General features: G+C 56.5%; 13 protein-coding genes. 2 read left to right on the top strand and 11 right to left on the bottom strand.

The genetic code is table 11. The features are described from left to right. Nucleotides 1-152: 152 nt before the first annotated feature. Complete coding sequence (locus tag FA90_RS25525; protein WP_081933692.1) at nt 153-1103, top strand: site-specific integrase; 951 nt, start codon at nt 153-155, stop codon at nt 1101-1103. Here the strand turns inward: FA90_RS25525 and FA90_RS06510 are convergent. The 10 genes from FA90_RS06510 to FA90_RS06465 form a co-directional block, all read right to left on the bottom strand. Further along, nucleotides 1084-2541 carry a hypothetical protein gene (locus FA90_RS06510; protein WP_036167120.1) on the bottom strand — a complete coding sequence of 486 codons (1458 nt, stop codon included), beginning with the start codon at nt 2539-2541 and terminating at the stop codon, nt 1084-1086. The genes FA90_RS25525 and FA90_RS06510 overlap by 20 nt on opposite strands. A gap of 18 nt (nt 2542-2559) precedes the next feature. Further along, the gene (locus FA90_RS06505) at nt 2560-3546 is read right to left on the bottom strand and encodes an ATP-binding protein (RefSeq protein ID WP_239700563.1); all 987 of its coding nucleotides are present in this window, start codon (nt 3544-3546) and stop codon (nt 2560-2562) included. 2 nt (nt 3547-3548) lie between these two features. Beyond that, nucleotides 3549-5522, bottom strand: a complete 1974-nt coding sequence (locus FA90_RS06500) for a hypothetical protein (RefSeq protein ID WP_156116613.1) — start codon at nt 5520-5522, stop codon at nt 3549-3551. Between the two features lie 4 nt (nt 5523-5526). After that, nucleotides 5527-6189 carry a hypothetical protein gene (locus FA90_RS06495; RefSeq protein ID WP_156116612.1) on the bottom strand — a complete coding sequence of 221 codons (663 nt, stop codon included), beginning with the start codon at nt 6187-6189 and terminating at the stop codon, nt 5527-5529. A 388-nt stretch (nt 6190-6577) separates the two neighbouring features. Beyond that, on the bottom strand, nt 6578-7756 hold the full coding sequence (locus FA90_RS06490) for a hypothetical protein (protein WP_036167113.1): 1179 nt from the start codon (nt 7754-7756) through the stop codon (nt 6578-6580). 231 nt (nt 7757-7987) lie between these two features. After that, nucleotides 7988-9343: a hypothetical protein gene (locus FA90_RS06485; protein WP_036167109.1), complete on the bottom strand. Its 1356-nt coding sequence runs from the start codon at nt 9341-9343 to the stop codon at nt 7988-7990. A 50-nt stretch (nt 9344-9393) separates the two neighbouring features. Then, on the bottom strand, nt 9394-10659 hold the full coding sequence (locus FA90_RS06480) for a hypothetical protein (RefSeq protein WP_036167107.1): 1266 nt from the start codon (nt 10657-10659) through the stop codon (nt 9394-9396). 84 nt (nt 10660-10743) lie between these two features. Further along, complete coding sequence (locus FA90_RS26235; protein WP_036167105.1) at nt 10744-13206, bottom strand: YecA family protein; 2463 nt, start codon at nt 13204-13206, stop codon at nt 10744-10746. Nucleotides 13207-13869: 663 nt separating this feature from the next. Beyond that, the gene (locus FA90_RS06470; protein ID WP_156116611.1) at nt 13870-15663 is read right to left on the bottom strand and encodes a hypothetical protein; all 1794 of its coding nucleotides are present in this window, start codon (nt 15661-15663) and stop codon (nt 13870-13872) included. A gap of 990 nt (nt 15664-16653) precedes the next feature. Continuing rightward, nucleotides 16654-18240 (bottom strand): protease pro-enzyme activation domain-containing protein, encoded by a 1587-nt coding sequence (locus FA90_RS06465; RefSeq protein WP_036174459.1) that lies wholly within the window; start codon nt 18238-18240, stop codon nt 16654-16656. 278 nt (nt 18241-18518) lie between these two features. On the opposite strand from FA90_RS06465, the gene FA90_RS06460 reads away from it, so the two are divergent. After that, nucleotides 18519-18821, top strand: coding sequence for a MerC domain-containing protein (locus FA90_RS06460; RefSeq protein ID WP_307172387.1), 303 nt, complete (start codon nt 18519-18521; stop codon nt 18819-18821). Between the two features lie 49 nt (nt 18822-18870). Here the strand turns inward: FA90_RS06460 and FA90_RS06455 are convergent, their stop codons facing one another. Then, nucleotides 18871-21042, bottom strand: a complete 2172-nt coding sequence (locus FA90_RS06455; protein WP_036167102.1) for a TonB-dependent receptor — start codon at nt 21040-21042, stop codon at nt 18871-18873. Nucleotides 21043-21045 lie beyond the last annotated feature (3 nt).

The following is a 21045-nucleotide window of genomic DNA, read 5'->3' as shown; positions in this document are numbered from 1 at the left end:
ATACTAACCTCGGTTGCCTTTGTGCTCATTTAGGCCCAAAAGACGACATGGGATAATTAAGAATTATCTCGTGTGAGCATGTCTTTCAGGCCTAAAATGGCAGGTGACCGGTACACTTTCCTCCTGCCGGCAAATCTTGAGGACTTTGGTTCATGGGCACTGTCGATACCTACGCCCGCGCCGCTATACGTGAAAACACACGGCGCAGCTACCGATCTGCCTTGCAGCACTTCGAGACCGAATGGGGCGGCCTATTGCCAGCGAGCCCGGATACCGTTGCACGCTATCTCGCCGAGCACGCCGAAACGCTGTCGGTCAGCACGCTGCAGCAACGGCTGTCGGCGCTCGCTGACTGGCATCATGCTCACGGGTTTTCAGATCCTACTAAAGCTCAGATAGTCCGCAAGGTTTTGAAGGGGATCCGCGCTTTGCATCCTGCACAGCAGAAGCAAGCACGGCCAATCCAACTGGAACAAATCGCCCAGATCGCGCATTGGCTCGACGAAGCGATTGCGGCCGCCGCGCTTGTTGGCCGCAAACCGGAACGGCTGCGCTATACGCGCGACCGCGCCCTCCTGCTGCTCGGTTTCTGGCGTGGTTTTCGCGGTGACGAGCTCGCACGCCTGCGGGTTGAGCATGTCAACGCAGTCTCTGGGCAAGGGATGACCTGCTTCCTTTCCCAATCAAAAAGCGATCGGGAATCCCGCGGCAAGACGTTCAAGGCCCCCGCGCTGCGCACCCTTTGCCCGGTCGAGGCCTATTTAGCCTGGATTGCACTGGCAGGGATTACCGATGGCCCAGTCTTCCGTGCGGTAGATCGATGGGGAAACGTCAGCGAAGCGGGGTTGCATATCAACAGTTTGGTTCCGGTTCTGAGAACCCTGTTTCATAGTGCAGGCATCGCGTTCGCGCACCAGTACAGCGGGCATTCGTTACGTCGAGGCTTTGCGAACTGGGCGACGTCGAGTGGCTGGGACTTGAAAACGCTGATGGAATACGTCGGCTGGCAAGATGCCCACTCTGCCATGCGATATCTGGACGTCGCCGATCCGTTCGCGCAAATGCGTGCCGCGCAAACCCCGGCTATAGCCACAGGCGTCTGATGGTTTCGACGGCCTCCGGGCCGCTTTCCGCATACAGTTCGAACATTGTTTTTGGTAGCGGTTTGACGGAACTAAGCCATGCCTGGCTTCGCAAGAGGCACGCGTGCTCTGTCGGGCGCAGGGTCCACGGTGCCTTGCATGGCCGCCCGGCTTTTACCGCCATCGCTTCACCCGCCGGATAAATGCAGTGAATCTTGCGCAGTGGCGCGTTAGCCGGCTGATTTGCGTCCCGGGTGAACAGGATCTGCGGAGACGAGATGGTCTCCTGCAACCCGACAGTGAAAGAGTCGCCAGGAGTCCGGTCGGCGATGGCGGACCAAATGCCAAAGAACTGCATGTAGGTGAAGCTCAGCCTGGCGCGGTCGTCGGACGGGTTAGAGGCCCACGGTTCGGTTAGCCGGATTTCGTAGTTTGTTCGCCGAGGGAGGAATACACCCTCGACCGCAATAACCTGCTCAATCGACATCCGCCAGACGGTATAGGCAAGGCAAGTTGCGCAGATACCATCCGCGGAAAGCGAAAGACAATCCTCACGGCTGAGCTTGGCGAGTCTTTTGAGGCAAACCCGATGCTGGCGCATATAGCGTCGAAAGATATGCCTGCGGATCGCGCGGTAACAGCAGCCGGTTCCATCGCGAATGTTGTATTTGTCGTTGAGCGCTCCGTTCCTGCGGCCCGCGTCCGTTACCCGCGCGTAGCGGCACCAAGCCGGGACAACATCTTTTAGTATCCACGAGTTGTAGCGGGTTGGTGCGAGCGCATTTGCGAACCCAGCCTGCCACCGTAAAGTCTCAGGCCATCGTTCCGAAATGAGCACTGTGCTGACAAGGCTTGACAGCAGTGCGTCCGCCTCTGGCACGGCTGCCTGCACCGCCCACCACCATTCCAGGTACTCCAGCACATACCCGATTAGCCGGTTTCGATTTAGCATCGCCATTGGTGCGGTCGATAGTAGCTCATTAAAGGGTACAGCAAGCTGCTCCCCTCGTGCTGCCCGGGTGCCCGAGGTCGCGGGAGACATCCCGCCAGGACCACCGATAGTGAAGTCGTGCCAGGGACAGCGCTTCAGCCAGGCTAGGTCGAATAATACACAGTGATAGCGATGCATCTCCCAGCACATTTTGCAGTGCCGCAGCTCGTATTCTCGCGGCCGTGCGACTGCAATGCCGAGTTGGTCCCAGAAGCCGTTCTTAAGCTCCAACGCCGGTACCTCAAGCAATTCGCTGAAGCGGTTGAAATCGATCCAGCTGCTGTCCGCGCAGTCACGAAGGCGACCTTTCCTTAACGGCACCGGCTCGCGCGCAATGAGTTCGACCAGCTCGTGGTCCCGTAGGTTGTTGAGCACCTTGACTTTCTGGAACAGCGACCAGCCTGACTCGAAGGGAAACTGCAGATCGGGATTCCATGTCAGCCGCTGAGCGCCCGGTCGTCTGGCCATACGATCCTCGTGTCGAACTCAACTCAGCACGTCGCTGAACGATCTCAACTTCGATGCCGCGACGGCTGCATCGATTTCTTCATTACTCAGGACGAAGTCCGGGCTGTCCTGGCGCCTCAGCGAGAGCAGCAGCTCCTCGATCGTCAGGCAGATATGTTCCATCGGTACGCCCTGCGCGGCGATGCTCCCTGCCGCGCGATGCAGCGCTTCCCACATGGATGCCCGATAGTTCTCTAGACGAAAACCGGCCAAGTACGCGATCGGAAAGAAGAATTGCGTGTACGTGATACCCGATCCCTCCGGGTATTCCGAGGCAAGGTCGTACGATCGCAACAAGCTACCGAAGTCGCCCTCGCTGGCACAGCCGTCAAACTGGAGGGTGTCGCTAAGGAAGCGCGCGATGATCTGGCGCGCATTATTGGCCAAAAGGCTGGTGCGCCGGTGCAGGATTTCCGGCTGGGCGAAGGAAATGGCTGTCATCCGGAGATCCTGCAGCTCGAGCTGGTTGTGGAAGCACACCAGTTGCTGGAGATCGACATCGTTGAGCAGATGCATTTCATCGATCAACAGCACATACTGCTTGGCGCCGATGCGCGCCGCCTTGACCCGGATATCGGCCACTGCATTTCCGAACAATAAGTCCGCATCCGGGCGCCGCGACAGCACATGCGACTCGGCTTCCAAAATGAGCCGGAGCATGTGCGAAGTCGACGGGCGCGGGCTCGGGCGAGTGCTGAGCAAGGTCACATAGACATTTGGAAACTCTTGGCGTAGCAAGTCGCGAATCGCGATCGCGCAACGTGTCTTGCCCATACGCGGCGATGCATAGAAAACGGTCCCGGTCCTGCGTGCCCAGACCTGTTCGCGCACCAGGGCGTAGGTCCGTTGCATCATGGGGGTCGGCAATGTGTAGTCGCCACCCCTGACGGGATGGCTTCCCAGCGTTTTTTCGCGCATATCCGCGCTGAATAACGGTTTGCTTGCTGGGCCGGTCCGGCTAGGCATGGCTATCTCCTGTTCTTGACTTTCGTGAAGAACTCGGACGGCGCCTCCGATAGCAGACGGCCACGCATTTCATCGATGACACGACGCGGCGGACTAACAGGTTCGGGCACAGGCGGCGGTGCCTGAATGGACTGCGCATTGACACCCACTTCCTTCTTGAGCCGGACAATTTCGGTCGCCTGCTTCGGCCGCGGCCCGGACGAGCTGCGCTTTCCCTTCTGCGTCGCGAGATGGCGCATGTAGACCTGCATGGGATCGTCGAAAGTGGTGACCGTGATTAGCCGCTTCGTGATGAGGCTGTTGATTGCCTTGCGCGTGCGCCGGCTGTGCTTGGTCACACCCCATTTCCCGTGCGCTTTGAGGAAACCCAGTTCGGCACCGTTCGCCAGATACGCCCTCACCTGCCGCATATCGTCTTCATCGACTTCCAGCAACAGGCGCGTACCGATCAGATGCCCGGATGTCGCCAGCACGGGATTAGTGTAATGAACACGGTCGACCTGGATATAGGGCCGCCGCCCGGCCTTACGGTCACCGCGTACCACCGCCGATTCATATTGCTTGAACCCCGCTTCCGCAGGGGTACCTGCAGGCCGCTTACGAAACTCGAAGCGTTCGGGCCGATCGACAAAATACCTGATTGCTTCCAGTGGCGTCAGTTGCGACAGGCCTTCCGACGGGGTCGCATTATGCTGGGCAAACGCGACATCGAGCAGCTGCTCCACCTCGGCCGCTCGGACGCGGTGTTCGACGGCTTTGCGCTCGGCTTCGTCAGCCCGGCCGCTCTGGGGGCTTGCCCCGGTCGTCGACGGTAAGCGCTTGAAGAGTGTTCGGGCAATCTGATTGAAGGTTCGCTCTACGTTCGGTCTGCGTTCAAAATGGGCCACAGGCCCCCAATTGATGGCGAAACCCAGTGCGGCGCGCGCACGCGCATGTACGGCGGACGATAAATGCGCCAGTGCCCCGTCGAATAGAGTCGCGCTCCAGAACGCGCCCTGCGCCCCCTCGATCACGCCGCTGGGCAAGCCGCCGCCCTTCGGGTAGCGCAGGTCCGGTATGGTCAGGTCCATCGGCGCCCAGGTTCCGTTGGCCGCATCGCGGATCACTTTCAGGATGTCATCCGCGTTGACCTCGGGACGGTACACGACGGTATAGGCCAACACAGCACTGCTGAACCTGTCGACGACGGCGATGAGATTTAGGCGGTCCAGCCGCAAATCGGTTTCGAGCCCTTCCGGTGTACGAAACGCCACCGTCACGTGCGCCTCCATTTTGTAGGCGTCGATTTCGACGGCGTCGTAGGGCTCTTCGAAGTTCAACAGGGAAAAAATGCCGGTTCCGACACTAAGGTGGGCACGGGCCACACTATCTTCCCGTGCAATCGTAGTCCGTGCGAAATTACGGTCGAGGGTCTCTTTCATGAATTGTTGAATGGAGCGCAGGCCTCGGTACTTCGTCGTGAAAGGCCATTCGGTCGGACCAACACCTTTGTCCGCCAGGCAGCGTAGGAAAACCCGGTGTAGGTCGCATGGCCGCAGTTTGTGTTCTGGCACGGCTAGGCGCTTTGCCTCATTTTTCGTGTATTTGCCGAGCAGCTGCTCGATATCCGGGAATCGCTTCAAAACGAGGCCTAATGCGCCTGCCATGCCCGCGCGCTCACCAGGCGGAGCATGGGGCAATTCGGTTGTTCGGGAATACTGCCCCGTTCGAAGGTACGGAATGCACGCTCGAAATCCGTGGATTCGTCCGTCGTCTGCCAACTTGAGGCATCGCTTGGCAAGCCTCGGCAGGGAGGTCTGGCTTACCCCGGTACGTTGTTCGATTTCGCCTACGGGCACAAAGGAGAAATACAGGCGCATGGCTTCAGACTGCGCTCTGAATTGCTCACGTCGCTCATCATCAAACTCGGCATCCAGGACGGAAGGCCATAGATCGATGGGTAAAGAATCCTTGATGACTTCCTGGCGCGTACCCATGTTGTCACCGCGCCTGCAGTACTTTTCTTTTCCAGCCGCTGGCACCGCATAACCCATGCGACGTCAGGTCGAGTTCGACGCTTCCGTGAATGGCCGCTTTTACCAAGGCCGCATACACTGCCGCTCGATCAAAGCCCTGCAGGTCCTCGAACAAGTCGTTGACCTTGCCGCTCCGGCGCCGCTCCAAGGATGGGATGAGCTGGTTAAGTACCGGTGTTAGATCACTGAAGCGTGATAGGCCGGCGTAACCGATGGCCTTTAGCCAACGGAGTGCGACCCGCGAATGCGCCTGAAGTTCGTCAGCCGTAATGACGCGGACCTTTGCAGGGCCAACACCAGTCTCAACAGTCGTCACCTCGCGGCGCCTACCTGCGACAAGATGCACTTCGAGCTGCCGGTCTCGTCGCTCCAGGATCGTCGCCCCTGTGGGACCGGCCCCCAGTTGGGCAACCAGCTCATCGGTAATGGGGCGGAACCCACGCACCGACGGATCGGTCTCGAGGAAAGCAAGCCAGTGCACCAGACTTCGGTCCGAATGGAGGAGGATGTCCTGATCCTGCTTGACGCTGTACACGAGCCACAGATTGCTGTTCCGGTGACCGCGACTGCGATACGTATCGAGCACGCGGGCGCGCTGTCGCGAAGGCAAGGTCGGGGTTCTCGGCATGGTCCTCTCCCACGAGACAAGTTCGACACCAAAGACATCAAATTAGTCCATGCCGGAGCGGAGTACCAGTTTTACTTCCGAAAAAACGGCAGGTGGCGGACGTGTGAGTGCACGAGACACGTGCAGGATGTAACGACTCTCGAGTTCGCGCGATCGCGGTCCATTCCCACGCCTAAAAACGCTCAAGGCTCTGTATCCGCGCTCATGCTTGACGTCCGTGTCAACAGCACAAACAAATCTTAAACGGGTGCTTGACGTCTGTTTCCAGAGCTAAGGACTCCATCAAAGAACCATCTTAAAAACACGTAGTTGTGATTCGAGACATCGTTAAGTACCGCTTTGTAGATAGCACTGTCGGGTCCGCCGTCGAAACGCATGATGACACTGCTCAGGATTTTACCTTCGCTCTTGCCGCTTCCAGTCTTATAGCTAAGAACATCAGCGCATAGCCGACGTTATTGCACAAGGCGTAGAACTCCTCGACAAAATTGGTATCCGAGGACATTGGTTCCACAATCGCATGGTCGGCTCTCACGCGGAGGTGCTTCACTTCGTCAATGGACGTTGTCGCCTTTGGCTCTATCCCAGCTTTTGTCTCAAGTAGTTGTAGCTGCTGGAATGGGCTTAGGGCTCTACCAGATTTTTTATGGATGAACTCAGCTTCTGCAGTTCCAAAGTCGTCGACCAGTATCTTCTTGATGGTAGAGACGATAAGGCTATCAGGACCGATTATTTTGAAGAGCTCGCTACATGCATCGTAAAACGTCTTCTCAGTGTTCTCCACGGGAATTCTTAAGTGGGGGTTGCTGGTATTCCTAAACAGGGCTAGGCCACCCAGGTGACTATTGACATACTTCACCGCTTCCATGAAGTTCCCCAGCGGATTTTCGTAGTCTACGAAAGCACCGTCAAAAGTCCTCTGTATGTAGTTGGAATAATTTTGGTCAGGGGCGACAATATCAGGTTCAACAATTTCAAAGCCATGCCAATAGCGCTGTTGCGCGGCGTCCAAGTTAGCGAGGTCCTTGTATGGGGCCACGACCGCACTTCTTCCATTTGCGAGCTGGCGCCGTCCATGCCTTACGTAGATTTGTTTGGTATCATCATCAGTGTTGGAGCGGATCGATCCGCCTGAGAGGGAATCTTCAACATCGTAAAACTCTGGCCGATCAAGGTACTTCGCAAGCACTTCTTCAGAGAAGTACACCAGTGCATATTGATGTGCGCCCTTGTGAAGTCGTTCAACATATACCGATAAGCCTTGGCGTGCCAAGCCAGAGCTGTAGAAATAGTCGGTCAGTATTTCCTTGTTGGGAAAGATTACGTGGGCAATCGTCGCCTTCTTGGCGAACTTCATTCCACGCTTTCCAACGCTCACAGTAAAAAACTCTACATTCTTGTTCAGACTGCATTTTCCTGCAGCCTCCAAGGCAATCATGGCCGCCATAACCTTGACGTTAGATGATCGGATTCGCCTCGCTATATTAATGCTAGTGATACCAGCGTGGGACTTGTTCCATTGATCTACTGCGCAAGAAAGTACTTTTTGCTCTAGGGTCTTCGCCATGTTTTTCACTCTTGCTTCCGCTGTTCTTCATTCTATGCTTCGCTACGTAACCCCCATGAGCTGCCAGTCCAATAACCGTACGAGCGCTACGAAAGCGAAGCAGCGCAGCAGCGCAGCCAACAATACAGAAGCCATCTGACTGCTGAGACTTCGCGATGGACTACTTCCGAACATTAGCGGCTGAGCAGGGTGCCGAAACGCATGCCGCGTTCATACGTTCGGTCATCAAGGTCAATACCAGCCGTACTCCAAGTTTTTGTGCCAAACCACGTAGTCGATGCGTTCGCGGATAGCGTATGCTGAAGCGAGCGCAAGCGCATGTTCAAAGAAAATGCGAGCGTCCTCCAGCAGTGGAAAAATCTGCGGCTGCTCATCATTTACGCTCGACCATGCAATCCCAATTCGCGATACGTCATTAGCCTTATCCTGACCAATTTCCTCCGTTATCAAGAGGACGTAGCGAGCAGGAAGTATCCGTTTTTCGTGCCATTCGATCGAACGTTCCATCGTATCCCTTACTGCTTGCTCGAAAAGGTCGGTAGCGAAAACATGGATTGATTGCGTCGAAGCGGCGACCTTCTTCCTTTCTAACCAAACCCTCCAATCTTCGAACCTTACCGGCATTGTGATGACGGGCTGCAGGTTGCTCCCGACCTTAGATTTGTCTGCAAGGCTCAGCCGCCATTGTTGGTACGTCTGCCCGGCAAGGTTATTTAGGACATTCTGAAATTTCAACCAATCGTTCTGGTCTATCTCGGCTTGAACTCTTGCCACTTCAGGGCACGTTTCGATTCCAGACGAGTTTTGCCGAGGACGTCCTCGGTAATAAAGGCTCGACTGCTCACCCATTCGTGGCGTTGGCATGACGAAGGTGGTGCCCCCGACGTCGAACTGCTGGTCGATCACTGGCCCTCTAGTCGCAGCTCTTCCGGCTGGCGACTGCATTAGTTGGGTCATGAACCGCTCTGAAAACGAGTACCACGCAGCGCGAAGCGCTTCGAAATCAAAAGGTTTCGATACGTTAATTGGTACATATTCGAGAGGCCATATGTAGAACGAATCAAATCCGTCGCTATAGTAATAGCATCCTCCCACTACGAGCCCGTCAATTTCGGCTGTGTCGTTCCGAATCCTATTCGCGGCCATGGCCATTAGCTCTTCGTGGCGAAGTGCGGTGTAACCGTTGTTGATGATCATCAATATGGAAGCATTCGTTCCATCGAGCTCCTCCCTCGATTGGGCGAGCTGGACGCGCGCTTTCGATACCGCTGTCTTTATTGGACCTTCTAAGATACGGTTGTAGTCGCGATGGAGTGATTCTGGAAGCTTGTTTTTATCTAGGACGATGACTGGACGATCAGGCGCAACCGTATGGAATAGAGCCGCTAGTTTTGCCTGGCGCTCTGGCTTCGAAAGGCCGTCCTCTTCAAGTATCTTTAGTTCGATGACGGCTTCTTTAAGCCGGTAGTCAGCCCCTTTTCTTGCTCTCCGATGCGCGTCCTCATGTGCTCGGATTCCACCAGCGGTCTGGATTATTTCATCAATGTCGAATTCACTAATCGGACGGATTGTCAGTGTCGGTAGCATGAGCGTATTTAGCTTAGGAGGTCCGTGAGATTATAGGGACGCTTTTGAGGCTAGATGTCCCAGATTTCGCCGTTGAATAGCTGCTCGCTGAATTTCGGTGGACTTCTTTTCACGCCGGGATGGTTAGCAAACGCCTGTCTGATAGTCCGAACTGCGTCGTACGACTTGATGATTAGTTCCCGTTGTGTCTTAAAGTACGCCTGGTCAAACCCATCCATTTTGTGGACATGGGCGGGTCGCTGGCGCAGCTTACGAACTTCCTTAAACGCCGCCACCATCGTTAGCACGGGAGTGTTGTCCGCTGCGCAGAATTTCTTCGCGAACCATTCGGAGAGTAATGTCACGGTACCCTTCGGCTGCACGATAATTTTCCCGTCGTCGCGTGGGGTTTCTGTCTCGAGATCAAGGTCTCCCTTGAAAAAATCCTTGTTCAAATTCTCCGACATCATCTTATCTAGAAGCAGAACGAAGTCGTTGAACTCGGCGGCAGTCGGCCGGAGCAGGAATCCGAACTTTGCTGGACGGCTTTCTCTGAAAGTGTTTCTGAATAGTTCCGGTTTTCCCATGAGCCTGCTCATCCCATTTACGACTTCGAGCTCCATTACGAATGCTTCGAAGATAGAGAGACGAGTTCCCCAAGACCCATTAATGGTGCTTTCAAAATAGTCAGGATGCAGTCTTATGTCGCCTTTTACCTCTTTCGCGGCCCAGATCCTTTGATGTTCCGGACTCAAGTCGGAAAGGTAGCGCAGGTACACTGCGACGTATCTGTTCAGGTCGTCATCGTACGCGAACCCGAAGGTCTGCAGGAGGATCTGGTCGTGTTCGGGAACCCCGGAGGACTCGTAATAATCGTCCTCGATGCAGATCTGACCATGGATAAAGTCGGTCTCGTAAGAGTAGCGTGGGTCGTTGCGGTACTGTTCCAGTACTGCCAGGTCGAAGGTGCGAAAATCGAGTTGCCCATTGCCGCGAGCCAATTCCAAATCATATGGGCGGTCGCTGTACGACGTGAGCCTCGGTGAGAACTTTAGCCGATTCGCATGTGGATAGAGACAAACTCCAGCGATACTCGTCACGTTATCGAACGCTTTAAGCACATCGTCCTTCAGCATCGATGAGAAAGCTAGGATATGCGGATTTCCCCCAACGCGGGCAGTGATGACGTCCGATTCGATTGCCTCTCTCACATGGTCGCGGAACTCGGGAGAGTCTATGTCGAAGTGCTCCGCAAGCGCCCTGACCGGAAGTCCGTTAAAATCTCCGGAGTTGAAGTATTGGTCATCGACTTTCGCATAAATTTGTTCAAATTTCATAGATGGGAGCTCAGGAGATATGTTTCGGTGCGCTTTCAATAGCGGCACATTTGATGCATGAACGACGGGTATGGTCATCGCTGATTACGCTGCTCGTTCGATACAGCACTTCTTAAATTTCTTCCCGCTTCCGCAAGGGCATTGCTCGTTCCTTCCAACACGTGCCCCGGATGCCGTTCGCCGGCTGAGCCGCCTCTCACGCAGCAATTCGGCCATTTGGGCGAGCCTTGGACGTTCAAGTAGAGATATATCGGACTGCCTCACTAACCTCCACTCTACGGCATAAAGTTCCCCTTCCGCATCGAACGTCAACTCCAAGAGGTGCCTGTCGATTTCGCCATGAAGGAGCATCACTGCCTTCACGTGCTCCAGCATCTCCTTGGACAGAGGAGCGCCCCAGCGATCACTCCAAGGGGCTACCGTCAGTCGTACGTCCCCATGAGAGGAACACGGACCCGGCCGGGAATCGGACGCCCGCTCAACTTCCCGCTGGACGTGATTAAAGATATCCGTGCGCCAGTATCCTCCAAGGTCTAGGATATAGGCAGCGATCGCGGACCTACCTGGCTTTCCAGATAGTGCCAAGAGGTCCAAGACCTTTGCCATGAGCGGTGGCATTTCCTGCCGAAGGGGCGATAGGGCAGACGGGTCGCGTAACCGCTCGCTGTAGAATTCGTCGATCTTCTGCCGGTACCCAAGAGCGTGGATGCGCGCTTTCGGGGCGCGCATGGCGTCCTCGAGATGCGTAACGTAGTGGTTGTGCTTCAGGTATAGCCCGAGGTGATCGATCTCGTCGTCCAGTTGCACTTTTGAGGATGCAAAAGCTTCCTTTCGCTGTTCGATAAAATGCAGGAACTCCAACGGGTTGGAGAATATGTCGGCATATACACGTAAGTCCCCGAGAGACAGTGCCCATAGCGGTTCAGTTCCGAGCGCTACTCCGATTTCGCTAACCCGCTGGGTCTGAGCCGCAATTTCAGTGAATTGATCGAGCGTAATAGCGCACAACGTAACCTGGCGATAGTCCTCGTTGCGGATTCGAACGACTTCTTTCCCGTGCTTGTCAAAAATGGGCACCTCTTCAGATCCGCGCAGATACTTCAGAAACCTGCTTCCCTGTTTTGCGGGGTCTGCTAGTAGTGCTTCGAGCGACTTCAGGTGCGCCTTGAAATCCGTGGTCGGGTCCGTATAGGTGAACGCTCCGGATTTGACTTCGATGACGAAGAGATGGTCATCGTAAATGATGATTCCATCGGTTTCATACGTTTTGGTCTTCTTGCCGTCTTCTGGAAGTGGGTAGTAGATCTCCTGGAACTGCGTTGCCTTTGGGAGAATCCTAGCCAAGTGTTCAAAGGGCAGACGTTCGGTAACGTCCTTCCGCGTCGCAATCCATGCCTTTGTTGCTTCGTCAACTTTGTAGACGCGTTTCTCGAGCTGCCGGAAGAAGTGATCGAACAGAACGGTCTGGTCAAAGCAGTAGTACCTTTTTGCGACTTTCAGGAAAGGCCGCTTAAACGTGGGCCATATCCGCAGCGGCCAACCCTTGAAGTCTCCAGGGCTGAGGAAATCCGTTTCCTGTCCAGGCGACCAAGCAAAGTCATTGAGCAGTTCGATGGGGAGATTGGTTATTTTTTTCAGGTCGAAGAGATCTAGGCCGAGGAATTTTCCAAAAGCGGCATCACGTTTCTCGGCGAGGCCATGTCGAACAACGGTCCTGCCCAGCCGCTCAGTAAACGCTCCCTCACTGTCGATACCGGCCTGAATATCAGCCTCGAGGGCATTAAGTGATTCGCGCCGGAACTCCTCCATCGCTTCAAACGCTTCACCTATTCCCATCGTGAGCGAGTGCCAGATCTTCGCGAGCTCGTCGCACAATTGATTTCCGTCTAAACCGTACGCCTTCTTTATGTTTTCGCCTTGGGGAACAAGGAGCTCCCGGAGCGCCGGGATGCTATGAACTTGGTATTCGGCACCGGAGACATTGCACCAGATGATCTGTGCGCGAAAGCGGAATTCCTCAATCGCCTCGTTGATTTCGGGGAGAGTAGCCTTACGGTGAGCGCTTTCGCTAATGAAAAACCACGGGTTAAGCTTTTCGAATATTGTCGATACTACCCTGCTCAGTCTTTGCCAAGTTTCTTCGTCCGCATCCTCCTGATTCTCCGCAGGAGGTGTTGCGGCAATGAGGCTCTGCACATAGTCGATCATCCGCTGCGTGTGTGCGTGCTCGGCCTCCACTTCGACTTCGCTATTTATCTCAACGTAGGCCGCCGCACGCTGCCACCACGCTCGGTGCAGCAACGAGAGGGGTTTCGTAGCAGAAACGAGAACCGTTGCCTCCTCGATAAGTTCTTCGATCTCGCTAACTATCTTGGGATAAGCCTCTGCCAAGCGCTTGTGGTACTCCTTGAACTCGTCCGGCTTCCAGTGCGACTGGCCCACGGTCAGGTTACCAAACCGTGCCATCGAAATGGGGCCGTGTTCGAAGAACTCGTCCGGAGCTACTTTCTTCTTGCGAGTGTTCCTAAGGCGTTTCGGTTTCTTCATATCCCGCCCAATGGCTCGTTGCCGCCAGCTCGGCGGAATTAATGATGGGATATTACGCCAAATTGTCAACTTCTGGCGGAAACTACCAAGTACATTATTGCTCGACTTGAACCAGACGTACGTTTGCTTTTTGCCTTTAGCCACGTGATCTAGAACGTGCAGCGAGTCGAAGCAACAAATTTGGTTCCACTGACGTTCATGTTACAGTTTTACTTGCGGATTCCAGAAGTAAATCTGTTCTATGAAACCCGCTAAATCGGCGCCTCTCCTATAAGATGGAGGTACACGTCACTAACAACTTCACTTCCGAGAGCAATCACGCGATGATCTTTATTTCGCAGCTGCCGGTTAATCCACTTCGGCAACTTTGGCGTCTGGTTTCCCAGGTCTCTCGCCGCCGAACATTGCCTTGTTCAGCTTCCCCAAGCGTTCCTCCGAGGTGAGCGCAGCTTTTGCTCCTTCCAGCCATTCGCTCGGGCACCACCTCGACCTCGGTGGAGGCTTCACGCCGAAGCTGACCCGCAAGCTGGGTTACCAAGGCCAGGACGGCGTCGCTCACGCTTGCTTTCTGACCATCCTCCTCGGCCTCGATCGCCGCAAATACTTGTGGATCGCTATCAACACAAACCTTCACGTCCGAGCGCTAGGTAGCCTCATCTCCACCTACAGGATTGGAAACGTCAGCTCCGCTCCATTGACGTCGAAGATCCGGCGCTCACCAACGGTCATGCTCCATTTCTCCTTCACGGTTAGATAGCTATTCATTGCAAATAGCAGTTGGCGCCCCGGATGCATCGGATTATCATTGTCCTGTTTCCCGACCAGTTCCATCAGTACGCTTGACAGCCGATTCGGATCATCAAGAGCCAGACCGTCAAGATCGAGATTCATGATTTCAATCTTCTCCTTCGAATAACGGGTGAGCTTGCCACGCAACAGATTGCGGAAGGTATTCCATTCATAGAATGCCACCCCATTTTTCAACGCAAAATCGAGGTTTTCAATCGTATGAATAACGATAAATCCTGTGTTTTCCTCAAGAAACCGCTGGTCGACCTTTGCTAAGAACGTAGATGAAACTCCAGACTTTTTCAGGGATGCGCGTATCTTTTCTAAGAAAACTGGATCACCGAACTGCGCCCTGCTACCGAGTAGCTGATCTACGGCCTTATTGAGCTGCTTGTTTTTTGCATATTCGTCGAGCTCATCACGGAAGTATGGCAGTAAACTTGCAACCCGGTGCTTGATCTGACAAAAGTAGAGCCGGTCAAGGGTTTCATCGGTAACGATTAAGTCGATGTCATACTTTCCTTCCTTCTCCGATTTCGCTGTGACCTCCTGCCCATACCGATAGCGCGCCGTACCCACCCGCTTGTTTAGGTATGCTGGTATGTATTTTTTGTCGAACCAGTCGCCGCGTTTTGTCATCTTGGCGAGCATGGGATTCAAGGACGAAATCAAGCCATACTTCAGGCCCAGCATGCCCATGCGAAGTGTGCCTGGGCCGGATCGAACGATGAGCGCTTCGCCCTCGCGAGCCCTCTCGGACTCGTCGAAGAGTTCGTCCAGTTCGCTGTGCAGGAAGCCGGCCGCGTAGACGGATGTGACAGGATATTCCTGCGGTAAGGCGGCGTGGTTGCCGGCGATGACATCCGGAACCTTTAGATTCTGGAATTCGGCATAACTCATGAGATACAGATAGCAGATCAGTTCCGTCCGTCGCGCCAGCCGAGTGTAGAGGGCCTTGTCGACGGAGTAAATCATATTCACGAAATCGCCATGAAATGAAATGGTTTTGTCGAGTGTATTCTCGACAAAATCGACGAACGCTGGGTGACGCGCGCGAACGCCCTGCTCTAACGATGCGCCATTCGCGCATAAGGCCGAGTGCACCGTCGCCCGTAGCATGATGTCGGCAATATTGCTGTGAAAGCTCCAATGATGCCCGAACCAATACAGACGAATGGCCTCCAGGATTCGCTCCTCGTCGGCAAGCTGGTAAGGAATGATGCCTTTGCGAGGAACGACGATGCCCGCGAGCACCCATAGACAAAAACACGATAGCGCGTAGAGTGAGATGAACGCTGCCTGATCCTGAGGTGAGAAAGACCGGAACGACAGCTCTTCCTTTAAAAGGTCTTCGACGGCTTGGCCGACGAAACTGTCGTGCATTTCCAGCAGCCGTGATTGAGCATGCTCCATTTGATTGGGGCTGGTCACAACGAACGCGTTAAGCGCGACATAGTGAAATCGTAGCCCCAGGAATCGCGCTTTGGTGCCGGGTTGCATACGTGACCGGCAGTAACGCTGCACTTTCGCAAAACGGGCGAAAACATCACGCGGAACATGCGGTTTCAGGAGGTCAAGATCGCAGTGCCAAGGCATATACATCAATTGCCGACCTATCGTCCACGCGTCACCGGTCAGGCGTTTTTCAAGATATTCAAGCAAGTACATGAACTAGAGCCGTCTAATTAAATGAGGGAACCCGACAGTCCCGGCTGCTCGGGATGCCATTCCCACATTCTACGTTTCTTGTCGAAAACATGCCATGCTGCATCGACTTTGTCTGCTCTCGTCGCACCACTGAGAATCGTCACCGAAGTGACGAATTCACTTCCAGTGACTCCCACCTGGCAGTTTTACTTCCAAATTTCGGAAGCAAAACTGTTAGACCAAGCGCGATTGGCGGCCCCCTCTCCTATGAGCTGGGTGCGTACACATCTAACAAACTTGCTTCTGAGGGCTGCCTTGCCACAGCGCGCTTATGCAAAACCGATGACATGTTTGCTCTAAACTCCATGACGCGGCGGGAAACGCGCTTACCGTCTCGTCATCATAGTTACATAGGATTTTTCGCCGGGAGCGCTGGCGTCGTCCTCATCAACAACCATTCTTCGTCGGCGCCGGGCCGTCAAGAGCTCAATAACGTGCGATCATCTGCCGGCTGTCCTGGCTACGCATAGTCTCGTGTTTGAACCCGTTCCTCACGCAATTCGCCATAAATGCCTCCGCGCTGTACTCTCTGTCGATGTCTGGCGGCTCTTACGCAAGATGACTATCGACTCGTTCCAACGGCGTTGTGCGCAATGTCGGATTCGCGATTAGCTCGAATGTCACGGATAATGAAGCTGGTGGGAGTTCAAGCACTGTGCTACCTATGCAATATCGGGAAACACATCGGTTTCGCGAACACGCTCCGGCTACTGTAGCGCCGGTAGTTCTACAATATCGGCCAAGGAATCGAACGATTCGCCGACGATGCGTCGATTACCGGACTCAATAGGCTTATTCAGCATCTTGGACTGGTCGTGGCGCGATCCAGCCGAGCGTGAGATCTAAGCAAGCGCGACCGGCTACGGATTTCGCGACCGGTCGAATCCGATGCGCGTCCTGCTCCCCTGCTCCTGCGGGAAAACGTTATGGCCGACGGTTTTGAGGCAACGCTCAGCCTTTAGCGAGGCTCGCAAGCAGCGCTAGCCCATCCGGCGAGCCCCAACCTGTACAGCAATCCCAGCCTGGTCCAGCTCGATAAGCACCGTTGTTTCCGCTGGTGACGTCGCGCAGACCACCGCTCATATTTCCGCTGTACAGCACGGGCTGCAGGAAGCCAACCGGACGGCCGAGCTTTTGATTAAACAGCGCTATCAAACCGGCCCACAACGGCGCGACGGCGCTGGTTCCACCGATCACCATATCCTCGCCATCGACACGGACTTGATAACCCGTCTGCGGATCCGCGTTGCCAGCGACGTCTGGTACGCCGCGTCCGCGCCGGCCGCCAGGATTGGCCGAGGGGGGAATGTTGGCGCTACGCTGGTAGTCCGGCACGTCGAACACGTCACTGACGCCACCACCACCTGCGCTACTCCTAGGGTCATCGTTCCACACCGTCTCGGATGCAATGCCGCCGCCGCTGGCGACCAGGCGCGTTCCGCCGCAGGCCAAGACATGCGGGCTCGAAGACGGGAAGTCGACGTGTTCCAGGCCGTCGGGCTGAGCATTGTCCGGATTCTCGTCTCCTGAACCAGCGTCACCCGAAGCGCAGCAGATCGTGACGCCGAGCGCAGCGCCGGCCTGGAAAGCCTCGTCAAAAGACGCCATTGCCTGTCCGGTCCAATTTTTCTCGGGCCCACCCCAACTGATCGAGATAACGCTAGGGCGATTCGTCTTGTCGTGCAGCGCGGCGGTGACTGCATCGAGGAAGCCTTTGTCGGTGTTTGGCGCAAAGTACACGACAATAGAAGCCCTGGGCGCGACGGCCGCAGCAACTTCGATGTCGAGCATTACTTCGCCGTCCGCACCGTCCGGCGTGCCAGGTTGATTTTTCCCACCGTCGACTCTTACGGTCGTCACCTTTGGCGACGGCAGGTTCAGGCGTTTGAAGTACGCAACAAGGTCGCGCGTTCGATAACCGCCGCCGAGCTCGATGATGGCGATGCATTGGCCGCTGCCGTCGACATCCTGCGGAAAATTGTAGAGCCGCGCGAGCTCGACGGGAGTGAACGACGTGTTCGACACCTGCTGGCTCGGCTGCAAGACCTCCGCAGCGCCTACGCGGTAGATCTGGAAATGGGGACGCGCAATCGGCGTATCCTGGATGCCGAACACGCCCTCGACCAAGTCCGCGATCTCTTCCGGCACGGTCAGTTCGCCCTGGCGCTGACGCGTGACACCTGCCTCATGTTCGACGTGCTCGATGAGAGTGCCAAAGGCCTTTTCGAACTGGGCCACGGTTCCACTCAGGAAAACGCTCCGCCGACCGCTTTCCATCGCGGTGACAACGAGACCGAAGTGTCGTGCGAAATCAGCGACTTTCTCCATATCTTCCGGAGCGGCACCATGCTGCGCTTCATATTCCTCGCGCGTGAGCACGCGGCTTGCCAGCGCGGTCAGGTTGAGTGGCGCGCGACGGCGTACACGCACAGTGACATCAAACCGTTCTTCCTCAGGCGCGCGTCCGACTGGCACCGCGTTATGGATATGGATCGGGGCGCTGCCGGGAACTACCCTGCGCTCGTCGTACTTTGCCATGATGCTCTCCTCTTGTGTCGGATGATGACCCATCGTGGATGCTGCGGACGCCCAAGGGCTATAGACTGAACATCCGGCTGCAGCTGACCGTTGATTACGACAATAGATCTTATCAAATCTGCTCCAGCGCATGATTACCAACTGTTCATTAACTTGCTCTCGTGCATCGCGCCACTTCCCGGCCTGTCCCTGATGGCCAACGCACGAGACCCGCCGGCGCGCGGATCGTGAAGAATGGCGTTCTCTGACGCGCGCTCAGCGCGTCAGGCCCGTCCCGCCTGCTGCTTCGCCGCACTGTTAGCCCACGCGCGGACAGCGAAATCTTCCACCGTGCCATGGTCGGTCTGGCGCTGTGCGCCGCCCTGATTGTACTGGCGCCGGGCTACCTTACGCATCGTCGCGTACGGGTCGTCGCAACGGGTGCCGCCGGGCTGGCACGTCTCGCAAGCGCGGCATTCGTGGTCGGCCCGCGCCACGGTGAAGCGGCCGAGACCTGCCTCACCGTCGCGGGCGCCGTGCTGCTCACCGTGGCGCATTTGCGCAACCGCGCCTGCTGCCGCGCATGCTTCACGATGATCTGAGCTGCCGACCCGGCATCCGCGCCAATAGCTTGGCGCGGATGCTCTACGATCAGAATCCGACCGACAGGCCCGCGTACACCGAGCGGCGCGTGCCGAACTGCGGCGCGCCGACGCCGACACCGCTACCGTCGCGAATCAGGTAGCTGCGGTCGAACGCATTGACCAGCGCCAGTCGGCCCTCGACGTTGCCGAAGCCGGTGTTCTTCCAGTTATGGGTATATGCGAAGTTCACGGTCGTGTACGACGGCAGGTGGCCCGAGTTGGGCGCGCCGCCGTCCGGGGTCAGGCGCAAGCCGCTGCCGTACAGGACATCGGTGCTGACCTGGTTGTCGCCAAAGTGGTAATGCGCGCCGCCGGAGACGGTGAACTTCTGGTCGTGGTCGAGATAGATGTAGTGGTTCGAAATGTACGCCAGCTCGTCCGGGTCGAACAGCGACTGGCCGGATACAATGTTTTGGCCCATCGCCTTTTGCGTTGCGAAGTTGAGGTAGCCGCCCCATTGCGCGTCGCTATAGATGGCCGACAGTTCGAGGCCCTTGGCATAGCCTTTCGCATAGTTGAACGGCGACAGGATCAGCGCCTGGCCGAACTGGCCTTCGTCCAGCAGGTTACGGATGTGCTTGTAGTAGGCGTCCGCGGTCAGCGTCAGCTTGCTGTTGACCTGGTGGCTGATACCGATGTCGTAGTAGCTGGTGCGCTCAGCCTTCACATTGTCCGACACGGGAATCGCGGGGGCGTTCGTTGTGCTGGTGTACAGGTTGATGCTCGACTGCGCGGCGAGTTCTTGCGGCGGCGGCGTGAAGTAGCGCGAGAAGCCCGCGTGCAGCGCGGTGCCTTGCATGATCTGGTAAGCGAGGTTGACGCGCGGGCTCCACTGGTGCTCTTGCGTGAAGGCGTCCACCTTGTCGTAGCGCAGACCGTAGTTCAGGGTCAACGGCGCAGTGATATGCCACTCGTCCTGCAGGTACAGACTGTACAGCTTGCCGGTCTTGCTTGAGTTATCGAAGATCGTCAGCGGATCGGTCGAGGTTTGCAGGCCGTCATCGTCGGTCGGGAATGCCCGGACCGTGTTGTTGCTGTGCGTGACCTGGCGCGTGTACTGCAGGCCGGTGCGCACCGTATGGCTGGCGTTCAGTTTATAGCTGCCGTCCAGTTGCAGGCCGGAGGCCGAGTTCGAGCGCAGCGTATCCGACGCAACGCCGTTGTAAATCAGGTCGCCGAGCGCATCCGGGAAGAAGTGCAGGTCCGAATACTGGTGGAAGGCCGAGACCTGATAGTTCAGGTCGCCCAGGCTCTTCTGCAGCGACGCCACGACGAAGCGGTTAACTTCCTTCTGGGTCTCGTTCAGCTGCGACGACGTCACGTTGCTGGTGCCGACGTCGGCATCGCTCTGGCCGGTCAGCGAGAAGCCAGGCGCCTGGTCTGGATTGTTCGGGATCTGGAAGTGGCCGTTATAAGTGCCGAACATCAGGCCGACGCGGGTCTGGTCGTCGATGAAGTACGACAGGTTGCCGAAGGACTTGGTCTGCTGCGTGTGGTCGTGCAGCGCGTTGCGGGTCGGCTGCGGGTTCTCGATGCCGAGGTTGTTGCGCACGTAGCTGCCCGACAGGTAGTAGCTCAGATTGCCTTGCGTACCGAAGAATTCCGCGCTCGGCTCGACGTCGTTGTGGCTGCCGACCAGCACGCCGATACGGCCGCCGTTGCGCACGCCTTCCTTGGTCTGGATGTCGATCACGGCCGCCGTGCGAAGACCGAATTGGGCCGGCAAGGCGCCGGTCATGAAGTCGATCTGGTCGACCAGGCGGGTATCGATCGCGGTGCCGAAGCCGCTGATGTTTTCGGGCAGCAGCACGCCGTTGATGCGGTACTGGACGTTGGCGTGGTCGTCGCGCACGTGCAGCGAGCCGGACGCTTTCGAATCCTGGTCGACGCCCGGCAGGCGCAGCAGGACTTCATTGAACGGCGTATTGGCGCCCTGCGGCAAGCCTTCGATGATGTGCTGGTCGATCGTGTAGACCGTCGTGCCGATCCGCGGCGACAGCTCGATGCGCTCGCTCTTCAGGTGGGCGGCGGTGACTTCCACGGTCTGGATCGGCTGGCCGTTGGCGTCGACGGCTTGCGGAGCCGGCGCATCGGGTGCCTCGGCCGCGACGGCGGCGCCGGACATGAACAAGCCTGCCAGCAGCAGCGGCAGCGGACGGAGTTTGGGAGTGCGTTGCATGTG

The organism is Massilia sp. 9096, assembly GCF_000745265.1.
GTDB lineage: Bacteria > Pseudomonadota > Gammaproteobacteria > Burkholderiales > Burkholderiaceae_D > Telluria.
The sequence above is the reverse complement of the archived record's forward strand: the minus strand, read 5'-3'. Positions and strand labels throughout refer to the sequence as shown.

Bases quoted from the DNA above. Each gene is read 5' to 3' on its own strand.
- FA90_RS25525 (WP_081933692.1), top strand. From the start codon at position 153: ATGGGCACTGTCGATACCTACGCCCGCGCCGCTATACGTGAAAACACA.
- FA90_RS06510 (WP_036167120.1), bottom strand. From the start codon at position 2,541: ATGGCCAGACGACCGGGCGCTCAGCGGCTGACATGGAATCCCGATCTG.
- FA90_RS06505 (WP_239700563.1), bottom strand. From the start codon at position 3,546: ATGCCTAGCCGGACCGGCCCAGCAAGCAAACCGTTATTCAGCGCGGAT.
- FA90_RS06500 (WP_156116613.1), bottom strand. From the start codon at position 5,522: ATGGGTACGCGCCAGGAAGTCATCAAGGATTCTTTACCCATCGATCTA.
- FA90_RS06495 (WP_156116612.1), bottom strand. From the start codon at position 6,189: ATGCCGAGAACCCCGACCTTGCCTTCGCGACAGCGCGCCCGCGTGCTC.
- FA90_RS06490 (WP_036167113.1), bottom strand. From the start codon at position 7,756: ATGGCGAAGACCCTAGAGCAAAAAGTACTTTCTTGCGCAGTAGATCAA.
- FA90_RS06485 (WP_036167109.1), bottom strand. From the start codon at position 9,343: ATGCTACCGACACTGACAATCCGTCCGATTAGTGAATTCGACATTGAT.
- FA90_RS06480 (WP_036167107.1), bottom strand. From the start codon at position 10,659: ATGAAATTTGAACAAATTTATGCGAAAGTCGATGACCAATACTTCAAC.
- FA90_RS26235 (WP_036167105.1), bottom strand. From the start codon at position 13,206: ATGAAGAAACCGAAACGCCTTAGGAACACTCGCAAGAAGAAAGTAGCT.
- FA90_RS06470 (WP_156116611.1), bottom strand. From the start codon at position 15,663: ATGTACTTGCTTGAATATCTTGAAAAACGCCTGACCGGTGACGCGTGG.
- FA90_RS06465 (WP_036174459.1), bottom strand. From the start codon at position 18,240: ATGGCAAAGTACGACGAGCGCAGGGTAGTTCCCGGCAGCGCCCCGATC.
- FA90_RS06455 (WP_036167102.1), bottom strand. From the start codon at position 21,042: ATGCAACGCACTCCCAAACTCCGTCCGCTGCCGCTGCTGCTGGCAGGC.